Source organism: Neobacillus sp. SAB-20_R2A (assembly GCF_049568635.1).
GTDB classification, from domain to species: Bacteria; Bacillota; Bacilli; order Bacillales; family Cytobacillaceae; genus Neobacillus; species Neobacillus citreus.
Window position 1 is genome coordinate 1,949,195 of record NZ_CP145895.1, and the last position, 22,294, is coordinate 1,971,488.

At 38.1% G+C, this 22,294-nt stretch carries 22 protein-coding genes; 15 read left to right on the forward strand and 7 right to left on the reverse strand.

All coding sequences use genetic code 11. The annotated features are described in order from the left end of the window. The first annotated feature begins 39 nt into the window (after positions 1-39). The 5 genes from V5M37_RS09705 to qoxD all read left to right on the forward strand — a co-directional run bounded on the left by V5M37_RS09705 (position 40) and on the right by qoxD (position 5,549). Complete coding sequence (locus V5M37_RS09705; protein WP_423801737.1) at positions 40-1,389, forward strand: S8 family peptidase; 1,350 nt, start codon at positions 40-42, stop codon at positions 1,387-1,389. A 352-nt stretch (positions 1,390-1,741) separates the two neighbouring features. After that, positions 1,742-2,659 (forward strand): cytochrome aa3 quinol oxidase subunit II, encoded by a 918-nt coding sequence (gene qoxA / locus V5M37_RS09710; RefSeq protein ID WP_423801738.1) that lies wholly within the window; start codon positions 1,742-1,744, stop codon positions 2,657-2,659. A gap of 64 nt (positions 2,660-2,723) precedes the next feature. Then, positions 2,724-4,670: a cytochrome aa3 quinol oxidase subunit I gene (qoxB, locus tag V5M37_RS09715; protein WP_423801739.1), complete on the forward strand. Its 1,947-nt coding sequence runs from the start codon at positions 2,724-2,726 to the stop codon at positions 4,668-4,670. Continuing rightward, positions 4,670-5,266 carry a cytochrome aa3 quinol oxidase subunit III gene (gene qoxC, locus V5M37_RS09720; RefSeq protein ID WP_423801740.1) on the forward strand — a complete coding sequence of 199 codons (597 nt, stop codon included), beginning with the start codon at positions 4,670-4,672 and terminating at the stop codon, positions 5,264-5,266. Before qoxB ends, qoxC begins: the two co-directional genes overlap by 1 nt. A gap of 1 nt (position 5,267) precedes the next feature. Further along, on the forward strand, positions 5,268-5,549 hold the full coding sequence (qoxD, locus tag V5M37_RS09725; protein WP_213140715.1) for a cytochrome aa3 quinol oxidase subunit IV: 282 nt from the start codon (positions 5,268-5,270) through the stop codon (positions 5,547-5,549). Between the two features lie 226 nt (positions 5,550-5,775). On the opposite strand, the gene V5M37_RS09730 is transcribed toward qoxD, so the two are convergent. From V5M37_RS09730 to V5M37_RS09745, 4 genes are all read right to left on the reverse strand, one after another. Next, the gene (locus tag V5M37_RS09730) at positions 5,776-6,042 is read right to left on the reverse strand and encodes a hypothetical protein (RefSeq protein ID WP_423801741.1); all 267 of its coding nucleotides are present in this window, start codon (positions 6,040-6,042) and stop codon (positions 5,776-5,778) included. 200 nt (positions 6,043-6,242) lie between these two features. Further along, a complete protein-coding gene (locus V5M37_RS09735; protein ID WP_423801742.1) occupies positions 6,243-6,665 on the reverse strand; it encodes a pyridoxamine 5'-phosphate oxidase family protein in 423 nt (140 codons plus the stop codon). 14 nt (positions 6,666-6,679) lie between these two features. Then, positions 6,680-7,708 carry a spore photoproduct lyase gene (gene splB, locus V5M37_RS09740; RefSeq protein WP_213140712.1) on the reverse strand — a complete coding sequence of 343 codons (1,029 nt, stop codon included), beginning with the start codon at positions 7,706-7,708 and terminating at the stop codon, positions 6,680-6,682. Further along, positions 7,701-7,955 carry a transcriptional regulator SplA domain-containing protein gene (locus V5M37_RS09745; protein WP_213116252.1) on the reverse strand — a complete coding sequence of 85 codons (255 nt, stop codon included), beginning with the start codon at positions 7,953-7,955 and terminating at the stop codon, positions 7,701-7,703. The genes splB and V5M37_RS09745 overlap by 8 nt, the downstream gene beginning before the upstream one ends. A 192-nt stretch (positions 7,956-8,147) precedes the next feature. On the opposite strand from V5M37_RS09745, the gene V5M37_RS09750 reads away from it, so the two are divergent. The 9 genes from V5M37_RS09750 to V5M37_RS09790 all read left to right on the forward strand — a co-directional run bounded on the left by V5M37_RS09750 (position 8,148) and on the right by V5M37_RS09790 (position 17,453). Beyond that, positions 8,148-8,687 carry a hypothetical protein gene (locus V5M37_RS09750; protein ID WP_423801743.1) on the forward strand — a complete coding sequence of 180 codons (540 nt, stop codon included), beginning with the start codon at positions 8,148-8,150 and terminating at the stop codon, positions 8,685-8,687. 194 nt (positions 8,688-8,881) lie between these two features. Further along, the gene (locus V5M37_RS09755; protein ID WP_423801744.1) at positions 8,882-10,132 is read left to right on the forward strand and encodes an ATP-binding protein; all 1,251 of its coding nucleotides are present in this window, start codon (positions 8,882-8,884) and stop codon (positions 10,130-10,132) included. A 297-nt stretch (positions 10,133-10,429) separates the two neighbouring features. Then, complete coding sequence (locus V5M37_RS09760) at positions 10,430-11,188, forward strand: SDR family NAD(P)-dependent oxidoreductase (RefSeq protein WP_423801745.1); 759 nt, start codon at positions 10,430-10,432, stop codon at positions 11,186-11,188. 39 nt (positions 11,189-11,227) lie between these two features. Beyond that, on the forward strand, positions 11,228-12,451 hold the full coding sequence (locus tag V5M37_RS09765) for an ABC transporter substrate-binding protein (RefSeq protein WP_423801746.1): 1,224 nt from the start codon (positions 11,228-11,230) through the stop codon (positions 12,449-12,451). 72 nt (positions 12,452-12,523) lie between these two features. Continuing rightward, entirely contained in the window at positions 12,524-13,408 is an 885-nt protein-coding gene (locus tag V5M37_RS09770; RefSeq protein ID WP_423801747.1) for a branched-chain amino acid ABC transporter permease, read from the forward strand. After that, a complete protein-coding gene (locus V5M37_RS09775) occupies positions 13,395-14,339 on the forward strand; it encodes a branched-chain amino acid ABC transporter permease (RefSeq protein ID WP_423801748.1) in 945 nt (314 codons plus the stop codon). The genes V5M37_RS09770 and V5M37_RS09775 overlap by 14 nt, the downstream gene beginning before the upstream one ends. Beyond that, positions 14,336-15,055 (forward strand): ABC transporter ATP-binding protein, encoded by a 720-nt coding sequence (locus V5M37_RS09780; RefSeq protein ID WP_423801749.1) that lies wholly within the window; start codon positions 14,336-14,338, stop codon positions 15,053-15,055. The genes V5M37_RS09775 and V5M37_RS09780 overlap by 4 nt, the downstream gene beginning before the upstream one ends. A gap of 4 nt (positions 15,056-15,059) precedes the next feature. Beyond that, entirely contained in the window at positions 15,060-15,764 is a 705-nt protein-coding gene (locus V5M37_RS09785) for an ABC transporter ATP-binding protein (RefSeq protein ID WP_423802595.1), read from the forward strand. A 60-nt stretch (positions 15,765-15,824) separates the two neighbouring features. Next, a complete protein-coding gene (locus V5M37_RS09790; protein WP_423801750.1) occupies positions 15,825-17,453 on the forward strand; it encodes an AMP-binding protein in 1,629 nt (542 codons plus the stop codon). A gap of 108 nt (positions 17,454-17,561) precedes the next feature. On the opposite strand, the gene V5M37_RS09795 is transcribed toward V5M37_RS09790, so the two are convergent. Both V5M37_RS09795 and V5M37_RS09800 read right to left on the reverse strand, forming a co-directional pair. Beyond that, positions 17,562-18,395, reverse strand: a complete 834-nt coding sequence (locus V5M37_RS09795; protein WP_423801751.1) for an NAD(P)-dependent oxidoreductase — start codon at positions 18,393-18,395, stop codon at positions 17,562-17,564. 80 nt (positions 18,396-18,475) lie between these two features. Beyond that, the gene (locus V5M37_RS09800) at positions 18,476-19,048 is read right to left on the reverse strand and encodes a carboxymuconolactone decarboxylase family protein (RefSeq protein WP_423801752.1); all 573 of its coding nucleotides are present in this window, start codon (positions 19,046-19,048) and stop codon (positions 18,476-18,478) included. Positions 19,049-19,187: 139 nt separating this feature from the next. Between V5M37_RS09800 and V5M37_RS09805 the strand changes: the two genes are divergently transcribed. After that, complete coding sequence (locus V5M37_RS09805) at positions 19,188-20,075, forward strand: LysR family transcriptional regulator (RefSeq protein WP_423802596.1); 888 nt, start codon at positions 19,188-19,190, stop codon at positions 20,073-20,075. An 80-nt stretch (positions 20,076-20,155) separates the two neighbouring features. Here the strand turns inward: V5M37_RS09805 and V5M37_RS09810 are convergent, their stop codons facing one another. After that, complete coding sequence (locus V5M37_RS09810) at positions 20,156-22,132, reverse strand: sigma-54-dependent Fis family transcriptional regulator (protein WP_423801753.1); 1,977 nt, start codon at positions 22,130-22,132, stop codon at positions 20,156-20,158. Between the last annotated feature and the right edge of the window lie 162 nt (positions 22,133-22,294).

The window sequence follows — 22,294 nt, forward strand, 5'->3', positions numbered from 1 at the left end:
ATGAAAATTGAGAAAAAGAGAAAGGGAGAGGTTGAAACGATGAAGAAGAAGATTTTTGGAAGCGTTTTATCTGTTACTTTGGGAGCATCCGTTATATTTAGCGGAGGGATTTCAAAAAGCAGTGCTGCACCTGTGAACAAGGAGTACATAGTAATTTTTAAGGATCAATCCCAGCTTCCGGCAGGATATGAAAAAATGATCAAGGACGCCGGCGGAAAAGTGACAGGGAAACTGGATAAGTTGGGGGCTGTTGAAGTAAGTTCAACAAATACTGCTTTTTTGGACAAGGTGAAAAAATCGAGTCTTGTTTTGGATGCAGGTGAAGAAAATATAGTTTACCCAGAGGGTGCTGCTATACAAGAAGCCGCGGAAGTTGGAGGGACTTCTGATACAGCTGATTTATATGAACATCTTCAATGGGATATTAAACAGGTAACCAATAATGGGGAGTCATGGAATTTACCAGGAGGAACTGGAAAGCCAGTTTCAGGAGAAGAGATTGTGGTTGGTGTAATTGATACAGGTATTGATTATAACCATCCAGATTTAAAAGCGAACTATATTTATGGAAAATCATTTGTGCCGGGATATTCGAATGCGATGGATGAAAATGGACACGGCACGCACGTGGCTGGTTCGATTGCCGGGAAAGGAAGAGTTTTAGGTGTTGGACCAGACCTGAAAGTGGCAGCCTACCGTGTCTTTGGACCAACTGGCGGTGCTGAAACTTCCCATATTGCAGAGGCCCTAATGACAGCTGCAGATGACAATGTTGATGTTGTCAATATGTCCCTTGGCGGTTACGACTGGTTTCAAGACCCTGAGTATGTAACTAAAGATGTTGTAGCAGATGTTCGCTTATTTAATCGTGCTATTCAATATGCTATTCAAAAAGGAGTAACTGTAGTTGGTTCCGCAGGTAATAATGGGCTTGATTTAAGCAGTCCAGGCCAACTGTCGGGAGATGATAAAGGCGCAACACACCGAAGCCCGAGCAGTCAAACGATGATTCGGGTTTCAGCCGGCGGGGCTCAAAAAAATCTAGCATTCTATTCAAATTATGGAGTAGGAAAAATTGATGTGATGGCACCTGGCGGGGATTTGGGACCAAATTATGATCCTGCCACTGGAGCAGGAAGAGAAAATTTTTATCTGTGCCTAAGTACAATTCCTGGCGGTGGATATGGATATAAAGCCGGCACTTCCATGGCAGCGCCAAAAACAGCAGCTTTAGCAGGAGTGATCATTGCCAAGTACGGAAAAGACAAACTCACACCAGCACAGGTTAAACATATCATCCAATCTTCGGCAGAAGATGTGTTCAAACCAGGTTATGATGAAAAGGCTGGATTTGGATTAATAAATGCGGTTAACGCACTAAATCAATAAAAAACAAAGCAAAGAAGCGATCAGTGGCGATCGCTTCTTTGCTTTGTTTTTTTCACTACAGTGAATCTGAATTTTTTAAATAAAAACATAAATGTGAAGGAATTTTAAGGGTGCTTTTCCATAATTCTCAACTATCCGTTGCCCAATATTAAATCTATATTAAAAAAGCAAATGTATAGACCCTATTTTTACAAAGTGTCGAATTCTTTTTGAACATTTAGTGACAAATCTTCTGAATGGGTGTCTTTTAATAATGTTTGGTATTAAGATAGTTACTGATGATGTGATGTAAATCACAAACTAAAAATTTTTTTAACATGATATTTTTTAAATAAAAGAAAGGGGTACTAGCATGAAAGTAAAATCGGCTTTGTTACTGCTTGTTCTCACTATTGTCACAGTGCTTACAGGATGTGAACCACTTATGGTTCTTGATCCTAAAGGGCCGCAAGCCGAAAGGCAAGCCCATGATATTTTGTTATCTATTGGGATCATGTCGTTCATAGTAATTGTAGTTTTCGCTATTTTGATTTATGTGCTAATTAAGTATCGTGCCTCAAAGGCAAGCCCAGATTATGAACCGCCTCACATTGAAGGAAATAAATGGGTTGAGCTAATTTGCGTCGGTATTCCTGTCATCATTGTCACTTACTTTTCAATCGTTTCTGTTCAAAGTAACAATATTGTCGAAGCAAAACCAATAAAATATCAGGATAAAGATCCTTTAGTCATTTATGCATCTTCATCTGACTGGAAATGGCATTTTAGTTATCCTGAACAAAATATTGAAACGGTCAACTATTTGTATATTCCAACAGACCGGCCGATCGAATTTAAGCTTTATTCTTACGGACCAATCACCAGCTTCTGGATTCCACAACTTGGCGGTCAAAAATACGCTATGTCCGATATGGTGACGACACTGCACTTAGCTGCAGATGAACCGGGTGAAATGATGGGCCGTAACGCGAACTTCAGCGGTAAAGGTACTGCTGAAAATACGTTTAATGTAACAGCAATGTCTGAAAAAGATTTCGATAAATGGGTAAAAGACGTTAAGAAAACGGCAAAACCTTTATCAGAGAAAAAATTTGATGAGTTATTAAAACCAGGACACCTTGGACAAATGACTTTTACAGGGACTCATTTAAAATTTAGTCCAGCACCAGAACACGATCATAGTCCTTCCGCAAAACCAGAGGAAGGTCAAACTGACCACTCAAAAATGGAAATGGAAATGGATATGTCAGATCACCAAAATCATGAGTAATTGTTAAAAGGTTAATGAAACGAATTATTGAAAAAATTAATCTCTCGAAAGGAGTTAATAAAGGATGGAGTTCTTTGAACGTTTTGCCATACCAAATCCAAGTCTTGCAATCTATGCATCTATGGTAGCGATTGGCCTAACAGTGGTTGCCATTATTGCAGGCCTAACCTATTTCAAAAAATGGGGATATTTATGGCGCGAATGGTTAACAACAGTTGACCATAAACGGATTGGGATTATGTATTTACTCTCTGCCTTAATTATGTTATTCCGCGGCGGCGTGGACGCGATTATGCTGCGTGCCCAGCTGGCTGTACCTGATAATAAACTGCTTGATCCTCAGCATTACAATGAAGTTTTCTCAACACACGGGGTTATTATGGTCATGTTCATGGCGATGCCATTTATCTTTGCCTTCATGAACTACCTTGTGCCGTTACAAATTGGCGCACGTGACGTGGCCTTCCCTAGATTAAATGCAATAAGCTTCTGGCTATTCTTCTTTGGTGCGATGCTGTTTAATATCTCTTTTGTTATTGGCGGATCTCCTGATGCAGGATGGACTTCTTATTTCCCGCTCGCAGGGAATGATTTCAGCCAACATGTCGGAACGAACTATTATATGATTGCGATTCAAATATCCGGTATTGGATCACTAATGACCGGTATTAACATGATTACAACAATCATGAAAATGAGAGCACCTGGCATGACCTTAATGAAAATGCCGATGTTTACATGGTCTGTTTTAGTAACAAACCTTATTATCGTAACGGTTTTCCCTGTCATTACAGTTGCGCTTGCGATGGGAACCATGGACAGATTGTTCGGAACTCACTTCTTTGCAACGACAAATGGCGGTATGGATATGCTCTGGGCCAACCTATTCTGGGTTTGGGGACATCCTGAAGTTTATATCCTGATATTACCTGCATTTGGTATTTACAGTGAGGTGATCTCAACCTTTGCCGGCCGGAACCTTTATGGCTATAAATCAATGGTTGCATCCATGGTTATTATCTCAGCACTATCCTGTATGGTTTGGGCGCACCATTTCTTTACGATGGGGCAGGGGGCAGTTGCAAACAGCTTCTTCTCCATCACAACAATGATGATTGCCGTTCCAACAGGTGTTAAGATCTTCAACTGGTTATTCACTTTATGGAAAGGGAAAATTCGATTTACCGTTCCAATGTTATACTCTCTAGGGTTTATTCCGCTATTTGTAATCGGCGGGATGACAGGGGTCATGCTAGCGATGTCAGCTGCTGACTATCAGTACCATAACACAATGTTCTTAGTAGCTCACTTCCATAACACAATTATCCCGGGTGTAGTATTTGCTATGCTTGCTGGTCTAACCTATTATTGGCCAAAAATGTTTGGCTTTATGTTAAATGAAAGAATTGGGAAATGGTCATTCTGGACGCTTACGATCGGATTCTGCTTAGCGTTCTTCCCAATGTATATTACTGGTTTAGATGGTCAGGCACGCCGTATGTACACTTATTCCGAAGCAACAGGTTATGGACCATTAAATATGGTTTCATTCGTTGGTGCAGGTGTTATGGCCATCAGCTTTGCATTGATTGTCTATAATGTTTATTACAGTGTTCGTTATTCACCAAGAAACATTGGTGCGGATCCATGGGATGCACGTTCGCTTGAATGGGCAACACATACTCCAGTACCGGAATATAACTTTGCCATCGAGCCTCAGGTTGCTTCTAGTGAAGCATTCTGGGATTCTAAGAAAAAAGGTCATGAGCTGTTCCCGGGTAAAGTGGAAAAAATTCATATGCCAAATAACAGCGGAGTTCCATTTATTATGGGCGCAATCTTCTTTGTGTTAGGATTTTCGCTGGTCTTCTCCTTATGGATTCCGGCAATTCTTGCACTAATTGGAATTTTGGCATGTATGGCTCTACGCTCATTCGAACAGGACCACGGCCGATATATTTCTGTTAAAGAAATAGAAGAAACTGAAACAAAACTGCGAGGTGCTAAATAATGAACGTCGATCACTCGCTGCCATTAGAATATGGTACAAAACAAAACGGACTGAATATTTTTGGCTTTTGGGTTTTCCTTGCAGCTGAAATTATGCTGTTTGCTACACTGTTTACCTCTTACTTTACGTTAGAGCATAGAACCGGAAGCGGTCCAAGTGGTACAGAAATTTTTGAAATAGCTCCGGTTATTATAGAAACACTTTTGTTATTAACAAGTAGTTTTACCATTGGACTTGGCGTTCACGCAATGCGTCTAGGACGCAAAAAAGCAATGATGACCTTCTTTGTGATTACACTTCTTCTTGGTCTAGGGTTCTTAGGTTTTGAAATTGACGAATTCATCACCTATATCCATGATGGTGCAACATTGCAGACTAGCGCATTTACTGCCATGCTAATGACTACATTAGGTACTCACGGACTACACGTTACCTTTGGATTATTCTGGGGAACAGCTATCCTTTTGCAAGTGAAAAAACGCGGCATAAAGCCTGAAACGGCGAATAAATCCTTTATCTTTTCACTTTACTGGCATTTCTTGGATGTCGTCTGGATCTTCATCTTCAGCTTCATCTATTTGAAAGGAATGATGTAAGATGAGCGAATTATTCCCACGAAAACAAATAATTGGTTTTGTCTTTTCCTTAGTCCTAACGGCAGCTGCTCTGGCAGTCTATTTCTTGAAACTCTCCTTTGCACAAGGAATGGTTGTCCTAGTCGCCACTGCATTTGTTCAGGCTCTTCTGCAGCTTGTTGTGTTTATGCACGCTGGCGAATCAGAAGATAAATGGGTAATTTATGGCAAGGTATTTTTTATGATTGCCATGGCCCTGATTACTGTTTTTGGAACATTACTCATTTTCCTTTGGGATATGTAGATAAATGAAGAAAGGGAGCGTCTTTTACAGACGCTCTCTTTTTCCTAACGCATAAATTCAACTACTACTCTGTCTTTGTCCTATCGAACTCGCCAATCGGCGAGTTTTTATTTTGCTAATAAAAAAGTATAAACTTTCTGTCGAAAGCTTTATACTTTCTTAACGCATAAATTCAACTACGCCTCTGTCTTCGTCCTATCGGACTCGCCAATCGGCGAGTTTTCATTTATCTTTTTACCAAATATAATCTCGGTTTCATTGGCATTGTCGGGATTTCTAATCCCTTATCCGTCTTTTCTACCATTTCCTCAGTCGCGATAAAAAACATTCCCATCAGAAAGAACATCACCGCTCCCACAATGGTACCAATCCCAATCCCGGTGACCGGCATTAAACCGCTTACAATTCCGTATAAAAAAATCATGATACCTGTTAGTAAGGTAACACTGCCGGCCCATTTTGTTGCATGTAATATTTTCATTCGCGTATTCATCATTACGACCTCCTTGGGATGGGGATGATTTACACTTCCAAAACTCTTATACTATATATTATTCACCGAGTTCACAAAATTGTCAAAACTTTGTTCACAAAATTGTCAAAAAATATTTTAAATTTGTCACAAATATGTGGTATATGTTCGTGAAGACAAAAAGGATTCAGTTACACGACTGAATCCTTAAGGGGGAGAATTTACAAATTCAATTCTTGTGATGGTTCACCATTAAGATTCATAATACGAACGGTTTCTGGTTTTATCTCCAGAAAAATATAGTTCGGATCGTCAGGGCCGTTGAACCATTGATTAAATGACTCTTCCCAATATTGTTGTTTCAGCTGAGCAGAATCATTAACAGCGGTAGTTCCGGATATTTCAACATAGGAATCAGTTTGTCCTTTTTTTTCATAGCCTAATAAAACAGATACGTTCGGATTTTTCTCAATTTCCCCGATTTTTTCAGTATCCCTTTTTGTTGGTGTATATAAGGTTAATTCGTCGTTATAAAAAGTCATATACCGGGAATGGGGTTTATTATTTTCAACTGTCGATAGAATGCCCGTTTTGTGGTCTGAGATAACCTTCTGGACCTTTTCTTTTAAATCTGAATTTGTCATGAAAATCTACTCCTTTAAGTGAAGTACTCAATTTTTGCTTCAGGGAAATAATTATGGATATATGAACCCAAGGTATCTTTGATATCCTCTTGCTCTTGGTCGGTATACACGTACTTTCCAATCCCGTAGCGTCCCCATTTCCATTTCCGTTTCGACTCATCCAATTCCAATTTCGTCATTGGATAGTTTTTTTCTATGACCTTTTTTGCCGGTTTGGTAAAGCGATGTTGAATCAGCTCGAAGGTTAAGTCCTTTTTCGCTGCATTTGGAAGTTCGGCCTCTAATTTTTCAAACATTTCCTTATAGCCTTCCTTCCAACCGTCATGTAAATAGATAGGGGCGATTATAAAACCTAATGGGAATCCTGCATTCGCAACTTTTCCGGCCGCCTCAATTCTTTCTTGTTGGCGGGAGGTGCCTGGCTCAAAATTTTTGATGATATAATCATCGTTCATGCTAAACCGAAAGCGGGTTTTTCCATTATGTTTGGCATCGAGCAAATGGTCGACATGGGCAAACTTTGTGACAAACCGAAGCTTTCCATATTCAGATTCACCAAAAAACTCAATCGCTTTTTTTAAGGTGTGGGTTAAGTGATCCACACCGACGATGTCCGAAGTACAGGATGCTTCAAATCGTGTCGGTTCCGGAGCACGTTCCTTCATATAATTCTCGGCTGCTTCAAAAATATCATCAATGTTGACATAGGTGCGGATATAGGGTTTACTGCCCATCGTCGTTTGCAAATAACAATAATGGCAATGACCCATGCAGCCAGTCACAAAGGGAATCGCATATTCTGCTGAAGGTTTGGAGGTATCAAATTTCAGCGTTTTTCTTACTCCGACCACGAGTGTTGATTTGGCGACACGATACCTTTGAAAGTCATTCTCTCCGGGTAAATTTCGAATTTGATTATGGGAGGTGGTTTGCCTGATCTCAATCCCCATATTTTCAAATTTGGACACAAGCTCTTTTCCAAGTGGATAGGTCAATGCATCGGGTTCTACGTAGACAAGTTGAGGGACAAAGGGTTTAACCATAATAACCCTCGATTTCTGTGTAGCCGAATGCTTCCTGAAAGGCATTTTCCGCCTCGGAAGAAGAGCTAAAAACCGCTACTTCATCATTTAATGGATAATAGGTTTCATAAACAAACAGCGCCAAATCACCTGGTGACTCGGGATTTTGAACAACCGCTGCTTCTTGGACATTGGCCACATCCTGTGCATGAGGATTGCGAATAATTACATATACTATTTGTCCCGGTTGAAAGGATTGAATCGACATGGTTTCATCCTTCCTTTCCTAAATGTGGTTTATTAACATATCCATGCTAATCCTTCATTATTTTCTCCAAATTAGAATAAGTTATTTCTATTAAAAAAATACAAAAATTTCCCATTTTGTGAAACTATAATGACCTTTCCTTCGTCAAATTCAATGCTGTAAAAAGCAATAGAGAAATAGGGGGAAAACTAAATGAAGAAATTTTTATTACCATTCGCAGCATTAACCATGACTATTGGTCTTGCTGCATGCTCAAGTAATGACGAGGCAAAAACGACAGAGAAGGAAAAGAAAAAAACGGAGGAAGCAGTAGCACCCAAGACGGATGTAAAGAAGGAATTAGTTAAATTCTATACGGAACTAGGTAAGAAAATTAACGCAAAAGATGTGGCTTTAGATACATATGTAGCGAAGGCATCCAAGGAAGACGCAAAGCCGGAAGACCTACCAACAGTTGAGGATAAGGCAAGTGCAAGTGCGGCTGCAGCAGCCATTGCCGATGAACTGAACGGCATTCAAATTCCAGCAGAGTTGAAGGACCATCAGTCAGAGCTTGAAGCCGTTATAAAAGAATTTGCAGCATCCTACCAAGCAAAAGCTGATGAATTGAAAAAAGAAGCCCCCAATTTTGAAGCAGCAGACGCAACCTTTGAAAAAGCTGACGAAGCACTTGGAAAGGTATTTGAAAGTGAGAAGTTATTGGCGCCAAGCTTGGGGAATCAAGTTAATTAAGCATAATTATAATTACAAGCCGAATTCATTTCGGCTTGTTTTTTTGTTTAATTATTCTTTCATTTTTATTAAGTCGAGATGGGAATTCTATTTGGTCTATGATAATATCTTTTTAGGTTATCAGTATTTATCCCGAAGGACAAAATAGTGATGCAGCATATATAGAAGGAAATGCAGATGAAGGGGAATTTTTAATGATTAATGAAAGCAGTAATATGCTTTTTAACTTATTGGTTATTATAATCGCAATGATAGTTCATCAATTCTGGAATGAAAGTAAGCCTGAAAGTCCATTTGTAAAAAAGTATGGAATTCTCGTCACCTATGGAACCGCCATATTGTTTTGTATGGTATTTTCCTTCTATAAAGATAACGGATTGAATTTTGATTTGCGGAGGATCCCTCTTTGGCTGGGTACCTTGTATGGCGGCCCTTTCATCGGATTTTTACTCGCAAGCGAAACTATTTTCATTAGAATCATTCAAGGTGGTCCGGGTATACTCGGTTCTATTATTAGTACAGTTTTACTGTTTTTTATTGGTCATTTTTTTAGACCTATGTATTTTCGATTGAAAACTTTTAATAAAGTGTTTTTGGCTGCCGGCATTAATATGCTTTTTTCGGTTATTGTCCTTTTTTATGGAGCTGACCACCTTATTCAATCAGACACCATAAATTTTTCGATTAATTATCTCATTGTGAACCTTTTAGGGATCATTTTAGTAAGTTTGTCTGAAGAAGCGATACGGAAGAATTATCGAAAGCGGATGGAGCTATTTCAAGCGGCTAGGCTCGAGACGGTGAGTCATTTGGCAGCTGCAGTCAACCATGAGGTTAAAAACCCGTTAACCACTGCCCGCGGGATGGTGCAATTACTGAAATATGACCAAACCATGCCTCAGGAAAAAAGAGACTCTTTATTTCAATTAGCTCTAGACGAAATGGATCGCGTCGACCGGGTCGTAACAGACTATTTAACCTTTGCCAGACCATACCCTAACCAAATGGAAGAAATGGATATAGTGGTTTCCATAAAGGAAGCGGTTTCGATTATGGAACCACTTGCAAATCAGAATAACGTCCAGATTTCTAATCATCACTCTAGCTGCCAATGTTATGTAATGGGAGAACCAGCAAAAATGATACAGGCATTGGGAAACATCTTAAAAAATAGTATTGAAGCCTTACCGAATGGAGGATATATCACCATTAAAACTGATCTCAAGGACAAGGTATGTCACATCCATATACTGGATAATGGTGTTGGAATGAGCAGAGAAGTGCTTGAAAGGCTAGGCGAGCCCTATTTTACCATGACGGGAAACGGAACTGGGCTGGGGATGATGGTAGTTTATAGAATCATGGAAAGTATGAATGGCAAAATTAAGATTCATAGTTCACCCGGTAAAGGTACAGAGGTTATCCTTTCTTTACCGGCAATCTAAGATTAAAACTATCATTATTAAACATAGTAGATATAGATTAAAACACACAGGTTCTGTGTGTTTTTTATTTTTTTAATTTGTATTTAAAAATTTTCATTTATTTAAGGTACCTTTCGCAAAAGTGTTTCTTATTTTTGCGAATCTTTTGCATAAGTGTAAAAAACGATTATAGAAAACCAGGTTTTAAAAAGAACAAAAATTGGCATAAAAATTGCATGTAAAAATAAAAGAAGGAGGAATGATCATTGATTTTATTATACAAAAAATAAAAGGAAAAAAATTAGGGGGATGGAAATTTTGCGACTAAGAAATAAGATTGCATTTGTTACAGGTGCAGGTGGGCCAATGGGTCAAGCAATTGCTTTACGATTTGCTGAAGAGGGTGCCAAAATCGCCATAACAGATATTTCTGAGAAAAGATTGTTTGAAACTAGAGAAAAATTATTAGACTTTGTGGATCATGAAAATATTTTAGCAATACGGGCAAACGTACTAGTTTTTGATGAGATTAAAGAAGTGGTAAATGGAGTTAACGAAGAATTCGGTAAAATAGACATTCTTGTTAATGTTGTTGGCGGTATTCGGGATAAGAGTTTAGTTAAATCCATTTTTGAAATTGATGACGAGCGATGGGATCAAACGATGGAACTAAATTTAAAGGGTACGTTTAATTGTACCAAATTAGTTTCGCCAAAGATGATTCAAAATGGATATGGGAAAATCATCAATATTTCCACGATCCATTTTGAAGGTGAAAAAGGATACTCAGATTATGGGGCAGCGAAGGCAGGGGTAGCTTCTTTTACAAAAACCGCCGCAAAGGAATTGAGCCCGAATGTTAATGTTAATTGTATTGCACCTGGGTTAATTCAAACCTCTATTTTAGATCGCATGGATAGTGAAACTCTAGAAGAATATCGTCAACAAACGTTATTGGGAAGATTGGGGAAGCCAGCAGATGTCGCTAATGCAGCATTATTTTTAGCTAGTGATGAATCGAGCTATATTACTGGACATATCATGCCAGTTTCTGGTGGCATTTGGCCGCACCTATAATTGAAGGGAGATTTGATGCTAATGGGAGTTTTAAATAATTTGCGGAAAAAACTTTTAAGTATTGTTTTGATCTCGTTACTACTCTTACTTGCGGCATGTGGAAGCCAGTCTTCGTCCAATTCGGAAAGCTCAGGCGATTCAAAGAACGTCATTAAAGTGGGGCTGAGTGTTCCATTGTCAGGGGCAGCCGCTAACTGGGGAATCACTTCTGAATGGGCAGCCAAACAAGCAGCCAATAAGATCAATGAGCAAGGTGGAGTTACAGTTGACGGGAAGAAATATACTTTTCAGGTCATAGCCTATGATAATAAATATAATGCAACTACAGGAGCACAAGTAGCTCAAACACTAATTAATAAAGATAAAGTTAAATTTATTGCGGGTTCTATTGGCAGTGCACCAACACTAGCATTACACACCTTAACGGAGAAAGCGAAGGTAATCCATTTTACCTCAGCATGGACTCCAGACATAAAAGGAAAGAAATTCCCTTATACTTACACAACCTTGAATACACCTAGAGAGGTTATTGAACCAATCTCCACTTATATTCTTGAAAAAGATCATAATCTAAAAAAAGTTGCTGTCATAAATCCCAATGATGCAACAGGAACGGATACTTCAGCAGTGTCGCTTAAAGTATGGGATGAAAAGGGACTTGAAATAGTGGTTGAGGATTATTACGAAAGAGGCACAACCGAATTTTCACAAATTGTAACAAAAATTCTTTCCAAAAAACCAGATATTATTGATTTAGGCGCAACCCCTCCAGGTGATGCAGGATTAATTTTGAAAGCCCTATCAGAGCAGGGATGGGATGGCGTGAAAATAATTGGGGCAGGAACAAGTGCTGATCAATTGATTGCTGCTGCAGGAGATGCGGCAAATAACGTTTACCTAGGGTTAGCTCCAGATTTTAATAGTAAAATTGCTACCGATGTCCAAAAGGAATTGGCGAAAAAAGCCAATCAAGAATTAAAACAAACTCTAAATGCGATTTCCATGCAGTCTTATGATGGGTTAATGGCGATAAAAGCTGCCATTGATAAGACAGAAAGTTTGGACCCTGATAAGTTAATCAAGGCACTTCAAGAAGTTAAAGTAGATAGTTCTTACGGCCCAACTGCTTTTGGTTATAAAGCAACCTACGGTATCGCTCAACAAATGCTTCTTCCTATAACCATTACTCAAATACAAAATGGGTCACCAGTGGAAGTAAAAAGAATCATTCCAAAGGAATTAGAAGAGAAAGGAATTAAATAGAGGACGAGCAGGGGTGGCTAGGAAGTCATCCCGCTCTTATATCACTCATCTTGAGGAAGAGGTGAATGCACATTGGATTCTATTATCCAATTACTAGTTAACTCGTTACAAACTGGAGCAATATACGTCATTTTTGCATTGGGTCTTACCTTGGTGTTTGGTGTAATGAAAATTGTTAACTTTGCCCACGGTGAATTTTATACTGCTGGTGCATTTCTTACCTATTTGTTTATCGACCAATGGGGATTTTTGGCAAATTTGAATAGTTATTTAGCCTATTTTATAGCCTTTATTTTTTCAATATTAATAGTAGGAATTGTTGGCTATTTTGTAGAATTGGCTATATTTTCGCGATTTCATGGTGATATGATTTCAGGCTTAATTATTTCTCTAGGACTTTCCATGGTATTGCAGGTAGTATACCTAATGCTTTTCTCCGCCAACCCTAAAAATGTAACTTCAATTTTTGAAGGTACGAGTAATTTGTTTGGCGGTGTAATTTCAAATGAACGTATAGCGATATTTATTTTAGCATTGCTCTTTACTATTGGAATGTCGCTAATAATTAAAAAGACTAGATTCGGTAAGGCCATGAGGGCTATATCTCAAGATAAAGAGGCCGCAGAACTGCAAGGGATTAAATACAAATCTATTACAAGATGGGGATTTGTTGTGGGGGTTATTCTCGCTGCATCAGCTGGTGTATTGGTTTCACCAGCCTCAATTGTTGATCCCTATATTGGAGGTGCCTACTTAATGAAAGCGTTCATTATCATTATTTTAGGCGGTATGGGAAGTATACCTGGCTGTATTATTGCTGGTTTTATTTTAGGTGTGATTGAGAGTTTTGGAACCTTTTATTTTGATTTGGCTTTCGCCACAACCTTATCATTTGTTTTGGTGATGGTAATGCTTATAATACGACCGCAGGGACTGATGGGAAATGTTTCAAAATAATAGGAGTTGGATTATCGTTACTTTGGTTGTTGCTGCCATTGGATTTTTGGTGAAGGATCCATATTATGCCCATTTGTTTTCATTCCTTTGTGTTTATGCGGTATTAGCTGTAAGTTTTCGCTTTACAATGCTAGTTGGGGAAATTAACCTTGCCCATGCAAGCTTTTTTGGAATAGGAGCGTATGTCTCTGCGGCGTTAACTATTTCCTTTAGTGTACCTTTTATCATAGCGATTATTTTAAGCGGATTAATTGCAGCTGTAATAAGTGTGGTATTTGGATTGATTGCCTTTCGGGTGAAAGGAGCTTATTTTCTATTATTAAGTTTTGCGTTTGCAGAAATGGTGCGGCTTTTTTTCCAAAACGTTTGGAAGGATGTTTTAGGCGGCGTAAATGGTATAGCGGGAATCACCATGCCAATGAATTATTACTATGGTTTTATTGCCGTGGTCACTCTACTAGTATTGTATATTTTGTATCGTCTTGAGAAAGGAAACTTTGGAAAAATACTAATCGCAATTAGGAATTCAGATGATTTATCAAGATCTATTGGCATTAACAGTTTTAAATATAAGGTTCTTGCATTGGTCATCTCCACATTTATAGCTGGAATATGCGGATCAATGTTAGCTCATTTTAATTTAGTCATTAGTCCTCAAGATTTTTCCTTCCATTTATCCATCATTATTCTTAGTTTTGTCATCATTGGGGGGAGAAATAATTTTGTAGGGCCAATTATCGGGGTTATTTTATTAACGATCGTGACCGAATATATCAGAGGCTTCGGTTCATTTGAAACCCTTGCATATGGTTTAGCGATTATTATTGCCATGTTGTTTTTGCCGAACGGATTGGTTGGTACCTTAAATTCTATTAGTTTACTTAAGGATAAAAATTCAAAAATAGCTAGTCGAGAGGAGGCCAAAACTTGACAGCTCTTTTAAAGGTAAATAAGATGACCCGTATTTTTGGCGGCATTGCAGCTGTAAATAATGTCTCCTTTGATGTGAATAATGGTGATATTTTGGGATTAATCGGGCCAAATGGTGCTGGGAAAAGTACAACATTTAATTTAATTTCAGGCTTTTATAATTTATCTTCCGGAAAAATTTACTTTGATGGGGAAGAAGTGACGAATAAAAAGCCTGAATATTTAAATAAAAGACAATTAGTTCGTACATTCCAGCACAATGTCCTGTTTGATGAAATGACAGTGTATGAAAATATTTTCATGGGGACTGTACTGAGTAAAATGAGTGACAAAGAAAGGGAAGCATTAATTTTAGAAATATTAGAAACCTTAAATCTTTCCTATGTGAGAGATGAGCTTTCTAAAAATTTGCCGCATGGAACGCAGCGGATGTTAGGCATTGGTGTGGCATTAGCGACAAAGCCCAAACTATTACTGCTAGATGAGCCTTTAACAGGAATGAATATGGTGGAGATTAGGGAAGCCGTTGACGTTTTGAATAAATTAAACAGAGAAAAAAACATAACCATTGTGATTGTAGAACACAACATGAAAGCGGTTATGGAGTTATGCAACCGAATTGTTGTATTAAGTTATGGAGAAAAAATTGCTGAGGGTACCCCAGAGGAGGTGCGAAACAATGAAGAAGTCATTCGAGCATATCTTGGGGGAAGCTAGGGATATTTTACAAATACATGGATTATGTGTGAATTATGGAAAAGCAGAAGCAGTTAAAGATGTTAACTTAATGGTTAAACAAGGAAGTATTACAACCTTAATCGGGGCAAATGGTGCGGGAAAAACCTCAATATTAAAAGCAGTTACCGGAATAATAAAACCGAATAACGGTGAAGTCAGTTTTAATAATGAAAAAATCAGTCACCTTCATGCATCTGAAATTGTTAAAAAGGGAATTGCACTTGTTCCTGAAGGCCGAAGATTGTTTCCAGAGATGACGGTTATGGAAAACTTGGAGCTTGGAGCTTATTTAATAAGGGATAAGAACCAAGTCAAGAATGGTTTAGAACAGGTTCTAACTTATTTTCCAGACCTTAAGCAAAAGTTAAACCAAGAAGCTGGCCGCCTAAGCGGAGGACAACAACAAATGGTTGCGATTGGGCGTGCCTTAATGTCTCAGCCAAAATTATTAATATTGGATGAGCCTTCCATTGGTCTTGCGCCGATTATTGTTCAGAAAATCTCTGAAATTATCAAAAACATTAATGATACCGGTGTGAGTGTTCTACTGGTGGAGCAAGATGCTCATACCGCATTGACTATATCCAAATATGGATATGTCCTGCAAAATGGGATGATTGAACTTTCTGGCAATTCGCAAGAATTACTAGAAAATGAAAAAGTAAAGATGGCATATTTAGGTATTTAGCATCAAGTTCAATTACTTATAAATTAAGATCTACAAAAGGGTGAGTAGGGGGAAAAGGAATTGAAATTTGAAACTTTGCTAACTCCAGAATATATTAATCGGTATCAATCTGAATGGCCGAATAAGACGATTTTGGATTATTTAAATGATGCGATAAAAAAACATCCTAACAAGATTGCTATTATTGATAAGAAGAGTAGATATACTTACTTAGAACTCGGAAAGCTAGTAGATCGAGTGGCATTAGGTCTACTAGAGTTAGGAATCGGCAAAGGGGATGTTATTTCCGTTCAACTGCCAAACTGGAATGAATTTGTTATCCTTCATTATGCGATAACCAGAATTGGTGCCATCATCAACCCATTGATTCCTATTTATCGTGACCGAGAAATTGGTTATATGGTATCTCTAGCAGAATCTAAAATGATTGTTATTCCAGATCAATTCCGTAATTTTAATTATCCGGAAATGATTGAACGGCTTTGCGATAAATGGTCTTCAATGGAGCATATGTTTATTGTTGGAGATAATATACCGAACGGGATGAACCCTTTTTCTTCATTACTAGATGTTCCTTGGGAAGAAAGAAAAGATAAGTCCTTATTAGATGAAATAATCCTAGACCCAAATGAAATAACTCAAATTGTATATACATCGGGTACTACTGGGAATCCGAAAGGGGTCATGCATACACATAATACGCTCTGTATTGCTGCGGATTACTGGATAAACCGCTTACAACTAACCTCTGATGATGTTATGTTCATGGCTTCCACTTTTGCTCATCAAACAGGATTTGTCTATGGTGTTCGAGTACCAACTCAAATGGGAGGCACCGCCGTTTTTCAAGATGTTTGGAATCCGATGGAGTTTTTTAAATTAGTCGAAAAAGAAAAAATTACCTTGACTGCAGGGGCCACTCCTTTCCTAAAAGACATACTTCAATTGGAGGGAAGTGAGAAATATAATCTTAGTTCGCTCCGAATTTATGGTGCTTTTGGTGCTCCAATTCCAAGAGCTTTGGTTAAAGAAGCAAGGGAAAGAATGCCATTTACGATATTAGCTGGTTGGGGTCAAACTGAAAACGGATTGGTAACCGTGACGAAACTAGATGATACCGAAGAAAAGTTAACGGGGTCAGAAGGTTTTCCTTTTCCGGGGATGGAAGTAAAAATTGTCGATGAAGATGGAAACCCTTGTCCTCCATATCAAGAGGGAAATTTATTATGTAAAGGGCCTGCACATTTTGTAGGATATTTAAAACAAATTGAGGAAACTCTTAATGAATTTAAGGATGGTTGGTTCATTACAGGTGATCGTGCAATAGTGGATGAAGATGGTTATATTCGAATTTCGGGGCGAAGTAAAGATATCATCATTCGTGGCGGTGAAAATATTCCTGTTGCTTATGTAGAGAATGTTTTGTATGAACATCCAGATATTTTTGATGCGCAAATTATTGCCATGCCTGACCCGAGGCTGCAGGAGAAAGCGTGTGCCTTTATCAGTATGAGGCCTGGAAAAGAACCGCTTACTTTAAAAGATTTACAAGAATACCTCACCCAAAAAGGGGTAGCGAAGCAATATTGGCCAGAACATTTAGAGGTTATAGATGACTTTCCAAGGACACCGAGTGGAAAAATTCAAAAATTTCGCTTGAGAGAAAGGATTATGAATCTTATTACTTAGAATAAGCTTGAATGAGATTTGATAAGCGAAAAAAAACGTAACCATATTTGGTTGCGTTTTTTTTTATGAGTCTAAAAAAACTTCGGCTGATTATATCAACTTCTATTTTTAGGCTTCTGGTTTCTCTTTTCCCATAGAGTTGAATAATTGTGTAGATGATAAGGCATTGAAAGGTAAAGCTACATTGTGTTTAAGCCCTTCGTTATATGCCGCTTTTAAGTCTTTAAGTAAAACAGCCAAGGCAGTGTCTGCTGTCCATTCAGAAACATCGCTCCAATTTCTAACTACCCAGCTATCACCTGTACTCACTTTTAATAGGTTTAATATCTCTTCTTGAGGTAAGTTATAGTGTTTCCCTAATTTAAGTCCTTCAGCTAATGCGTTCATGTTAATACCTAAAATCATATTATTCACTAATTTTGCTACTTGGCTGTTGCCCGGCTTATCGCCATAGTAGAATATATTGGAACCAATCGCATCAAAGTATGGTTGGAATGATTTCACGATTGTTTCCGAACCGGATGTCATAATGGATAATGTTCCAGCTTGAGCACCTGATGCACCGCCACTTACCGCAGCGCTAATTAATTTCAGATCACTTTCTGCTTCGACTTTTTTGCCTAATTGATTCATATTATCAGGGTCAAGTGTACTCATGACAATGATTGTTTTATCTTTAGGCTGAGCAGATAGTAGACCGTTTTCACCAAAAATGACGTCAACATTTTGGGCATAGTCACGAACCATGGAGATCATCGCTTCGTCAGCTTGTTCCGCTACTTCTCTTAAGGTCTCTACCATTGTGATTCCTTCAGCATCTGCCTTCTCATAAACACCTTTAAAGGCATCATAACCGATTACCTCAAAACCAGCTTTCTTTAAATTAACGGCCATAGGGAAGCCCATTGTTCCTAAGCCTACAAATCCAATTTTTTTACTCATGATGAATTCCTCCTATTCCGCATTATTATTGTTTTTATATTAGTTCAATCACATAAAAAGTGCTTTAAAATTTTTTTCTCTTACCCTTTAATCCAGTTTCCGTTCTCCTGCGCATCAATCGGAATGTTAAAGGTTTGTATGAAGCCTGATAACATATTGTAATACCCAATGACAATCATGGCATCTGCCAATTCTTCAATGGAGAATTGCTCAAGCGTGTGTTTGAATACAACACCCGGCACTTTCCCTTGTTCAAGCATAAACTTCCCAAATCGCAACAGGGACCGTTCACGTTCTGAGAATGCTTCACTATCATCAAATCGTCGTTCAGCGATCGCGATGAATTGATCTTCACGCACACCTGCTGCTTGGGAAATGGAAACATGTTGCTCCCATTCATATTCGCAGCCTCCATGCACTGCTACTTGCAGAATGAGAAGCTCTTTGTTGTAATCGGATAATGTGAGTTTTTTGAAAATGGCGTCGGTCAAATCCATCACTTCCACAAAGGTACCGGGGCTATATCCCATCATCCGGAAAAAATTCACTATTGTTGGTAAGCTTTCATATCTTTGCTTCACTTGCTCAGGTAATTTTGTGAAATCAGGAAAATCAATTTCTACTATCGAACTTAACTTATTATTACTAGACAATTGTGTCACCTCTTCGGATGTTATTTCGCTATAATTTCAATCATTGCTCCCATTTAGTATACATCTTAATTATTTATGGGTAAAATGAATAGTTAGAATACTAATTATGAATATATTTCATAGATTGGAGATTACAGTTATGGATATACGTCACCTCACTTACTTTATAGAAGTAGCAAAATACAAAAGTTTTACCAGGGCTTCCAAATCCCTGCATTTGTCACAGTCTACACTAAGTAAGGTAGTCAAAAGTTTGGAAGAAGAATTAAATGTAGAACTGATTGACCGTTCCGCAAAGAAAATCGAATTAACGGACGCAGGAGAAATTGTTTTAACGGAAGGGCAAATGATTATGGAATCGCTAAATGATTTATCTTTCCACCTATATGATTTATTAAACTTAAAAAAAGGAAAAATAAAAATTGGTATACCGCCAATTATTGGTTTTTTATTTTTCCCAAAAATTATAAAAGGGTTCAATAATTTGTACCCCGATATCAAAATAAATATCTTTGAAGATGATTCAAATAAGGTTAAACAGGAAGTCAAAGAAGGAATAATAGATTTTGGTGTGGTTATGCTGCCGGTGGATGAAAAGGAGTTTGATGTTATTCCCTTTGTTTATGAAGAACTGTCGCTCTTCGTCCATCATTCCCATCCATTAGCGCAGAGGGAAAAAGTTAAAATGAAAGAATTAATAAATGAAAACTTTATTTTATTTAAGCAAGAATATATTCATGACCTCATTATTCAAGAATGCCTAAGAGCTGGTTTTCGTCCGAAAATTACTTATGAAATTTCTGAGTGGGGTTTTATTAGTGGAATGATTGGTGAAAACTTAGGGATTTCGATTTGTCCAAAACCCATAGCCAAAAAAGTCGACCAAGATTTAATCAAAGTGATCCCCATCGATAATCCAAGCTTTCCTTGGAATTTAGGATTGATATCAAAAAAAAGGAAACATGCTTCACCTGCAGTTCGAGAATTTATCCAATATATTTCAGCTCAATTACCTATTAAATCATGAAAACAATTTTATTTATTCATAAATCGGTTATAAAAAGGAGGCTCTAGATGGAAAGCCTCCTTTTTGTCGTGTGCTAATGGTTAATTTAGACTTTTGATGTCGTAACCCAATTTTTTTAATTTTCGATAAAGGGTGCTTCGGCTCATGTTTAATTCCTTCGCTGCATCCGTGACATTCATCTGTGAACGTTTTAATGCTTGTATAATCCAGTCTAATTCGGCCTGTTTGACGGGATTAGTTTTCACTGGATTCATAGGTAAGGTCTGTTGCTTATGGATATGTTTTGGTAGACTTTCAGGGGCAATGATCCCGTTGGTTGAAAAATTGACTGCATATTCCATGGCATTCTCCAACTCGCGAATATTTCCAGGCCAAGAATATTTTTTTAAAATCTCCATCGCTTCTGGAGTTACATAGTGAGGACCGTGGTGTTTTTTTAAACTCAGCTTTTGAACAAAATTTTCAGCAAGTAAACGGATATCTTCCGAACGTTCACGTAAAGAAGGTATCTCAATATGAATGACATTGAGACGGTAAAAAAGATCCTTACGAAATTTCCCCGCTTGAATTTCTACAGGAAGATCTTTATTGGTCGCTGCAATGACGCGAACATCTATAGAGATACGTGTTTTATCCCCGATGCGGACAATTTCTTGTTCCTGGATGACCCGAAGCAATTGGACTTGTAACTCCAGAGGCATATCCCCTAATTCATCGAGGAAAAGAGTTCCCTTGTTCGCCAACTCAAACTTTCCCATGCTGCCTTTCGGATTAGCGCCTGTAAAGGCACCAGCCACATATCCAAAAAGCTCACTAGGAAGCAAATCCTTTGGTATCGCAGCACAATTCAGAGCGATAAAAGGACGATCAGCTCGATGACCGGCTTGATGAATGGCATTGGCCACCAACTCTTTTCCTGTGCCGCTATCCCCGGTAATCAAAACGTTAGAATCACTAGAAGCAGCAACTCGAGCTAATTGAATAGTCTGCTTAAATGCCTCCGATTCACCAACTAAGCTTTGAAAAGAGTATTTTGCAAAGTGGTTATGGTTAGTTAGTGAAGGACTCATTCTATTTTTTTTCTCTAAAATAGAAATAAAACCTATAAATCTATCATACCAACATATCTTTTTGTATAGTGCCCGATATTCAGAGCCATGGAGCGTTACTTCTTCTTCCCATTCCTTTTTCGTGGTAAATTCATTTTTTTCCATTGTACGTGACATTAGCACTTGCTTCTCGTCGACATGATCGTGATTGTTTACCTTTACTATTTTCCCCTTTGAGTCACATAAGATAACAATCTGGTTTTTCCATTTGCTAATCGCTTCAATGTAAATGTTTTGTATCATTTCACGTGCCTGGTAGTAATTGTGAAAAAGAATCCGTTCTATTTGATTTACGATTCCGACGGTTTTCACCATGCTAAGAGTATGGTAACTATCACTGGTGGTGGAAAGGTTTATGATCCCTAATAATTCACTAGTAAGCGGGTCCAAAATAGGGGCTGATGAACACACCCAGTCATGACAGCTTTGAGAAAAATGTTCGGAAGAAAAAATTTGAACAGGCTGTTTCAAAATGATGGAGGTACCTATTGCGTTCGTACCTGCCCAACGCTCTGACCACTGAGCACCATTATTTGCATTCACAGAGTTTCCAATTTGATGAGTTAACCGTGAATTCCCATAACTCTCTAAAATGATGCCATCACTGTCACAAAACAGGAGTACATGTTGATCATTAGAAAGTTCCTGCCCCGCCTGTTTAAGTACTGGCTGTGCGAGGTGGAAAACTTCATTGTTTTCCTTTTTTTCCTTGAGTTCTTCACCTGAGATATTTTTAACTGACCCTTGAATCATCGGATTTAGATCATCATATTGCTTACTCCGATTCCAAGATTCTAAAACTACATCTCTTAATCCAGTAAATTCGGTAGGATGCTGACTGATTTGACAGGTATTAAAGAAGAAGTTTTCCCACTTTTCATGATATTTTTTTCTGAATAGAACAATATCATTTTTTGATACCGGGTCTGAAAAAGGAACAAGGGACATATAGTACTCACCTCTTAATTATTCCGAATATTATTAATTTACATACTATCGGTGGGGAGTGTCAACTATCAACTTTCTGCTAAATGATTCTGAGTTATTTGTTTCTTCATTTCCATTGTAGCAAAAGTGAGAATAGAGTGTTGCAAAATTAAGAATAGTTGA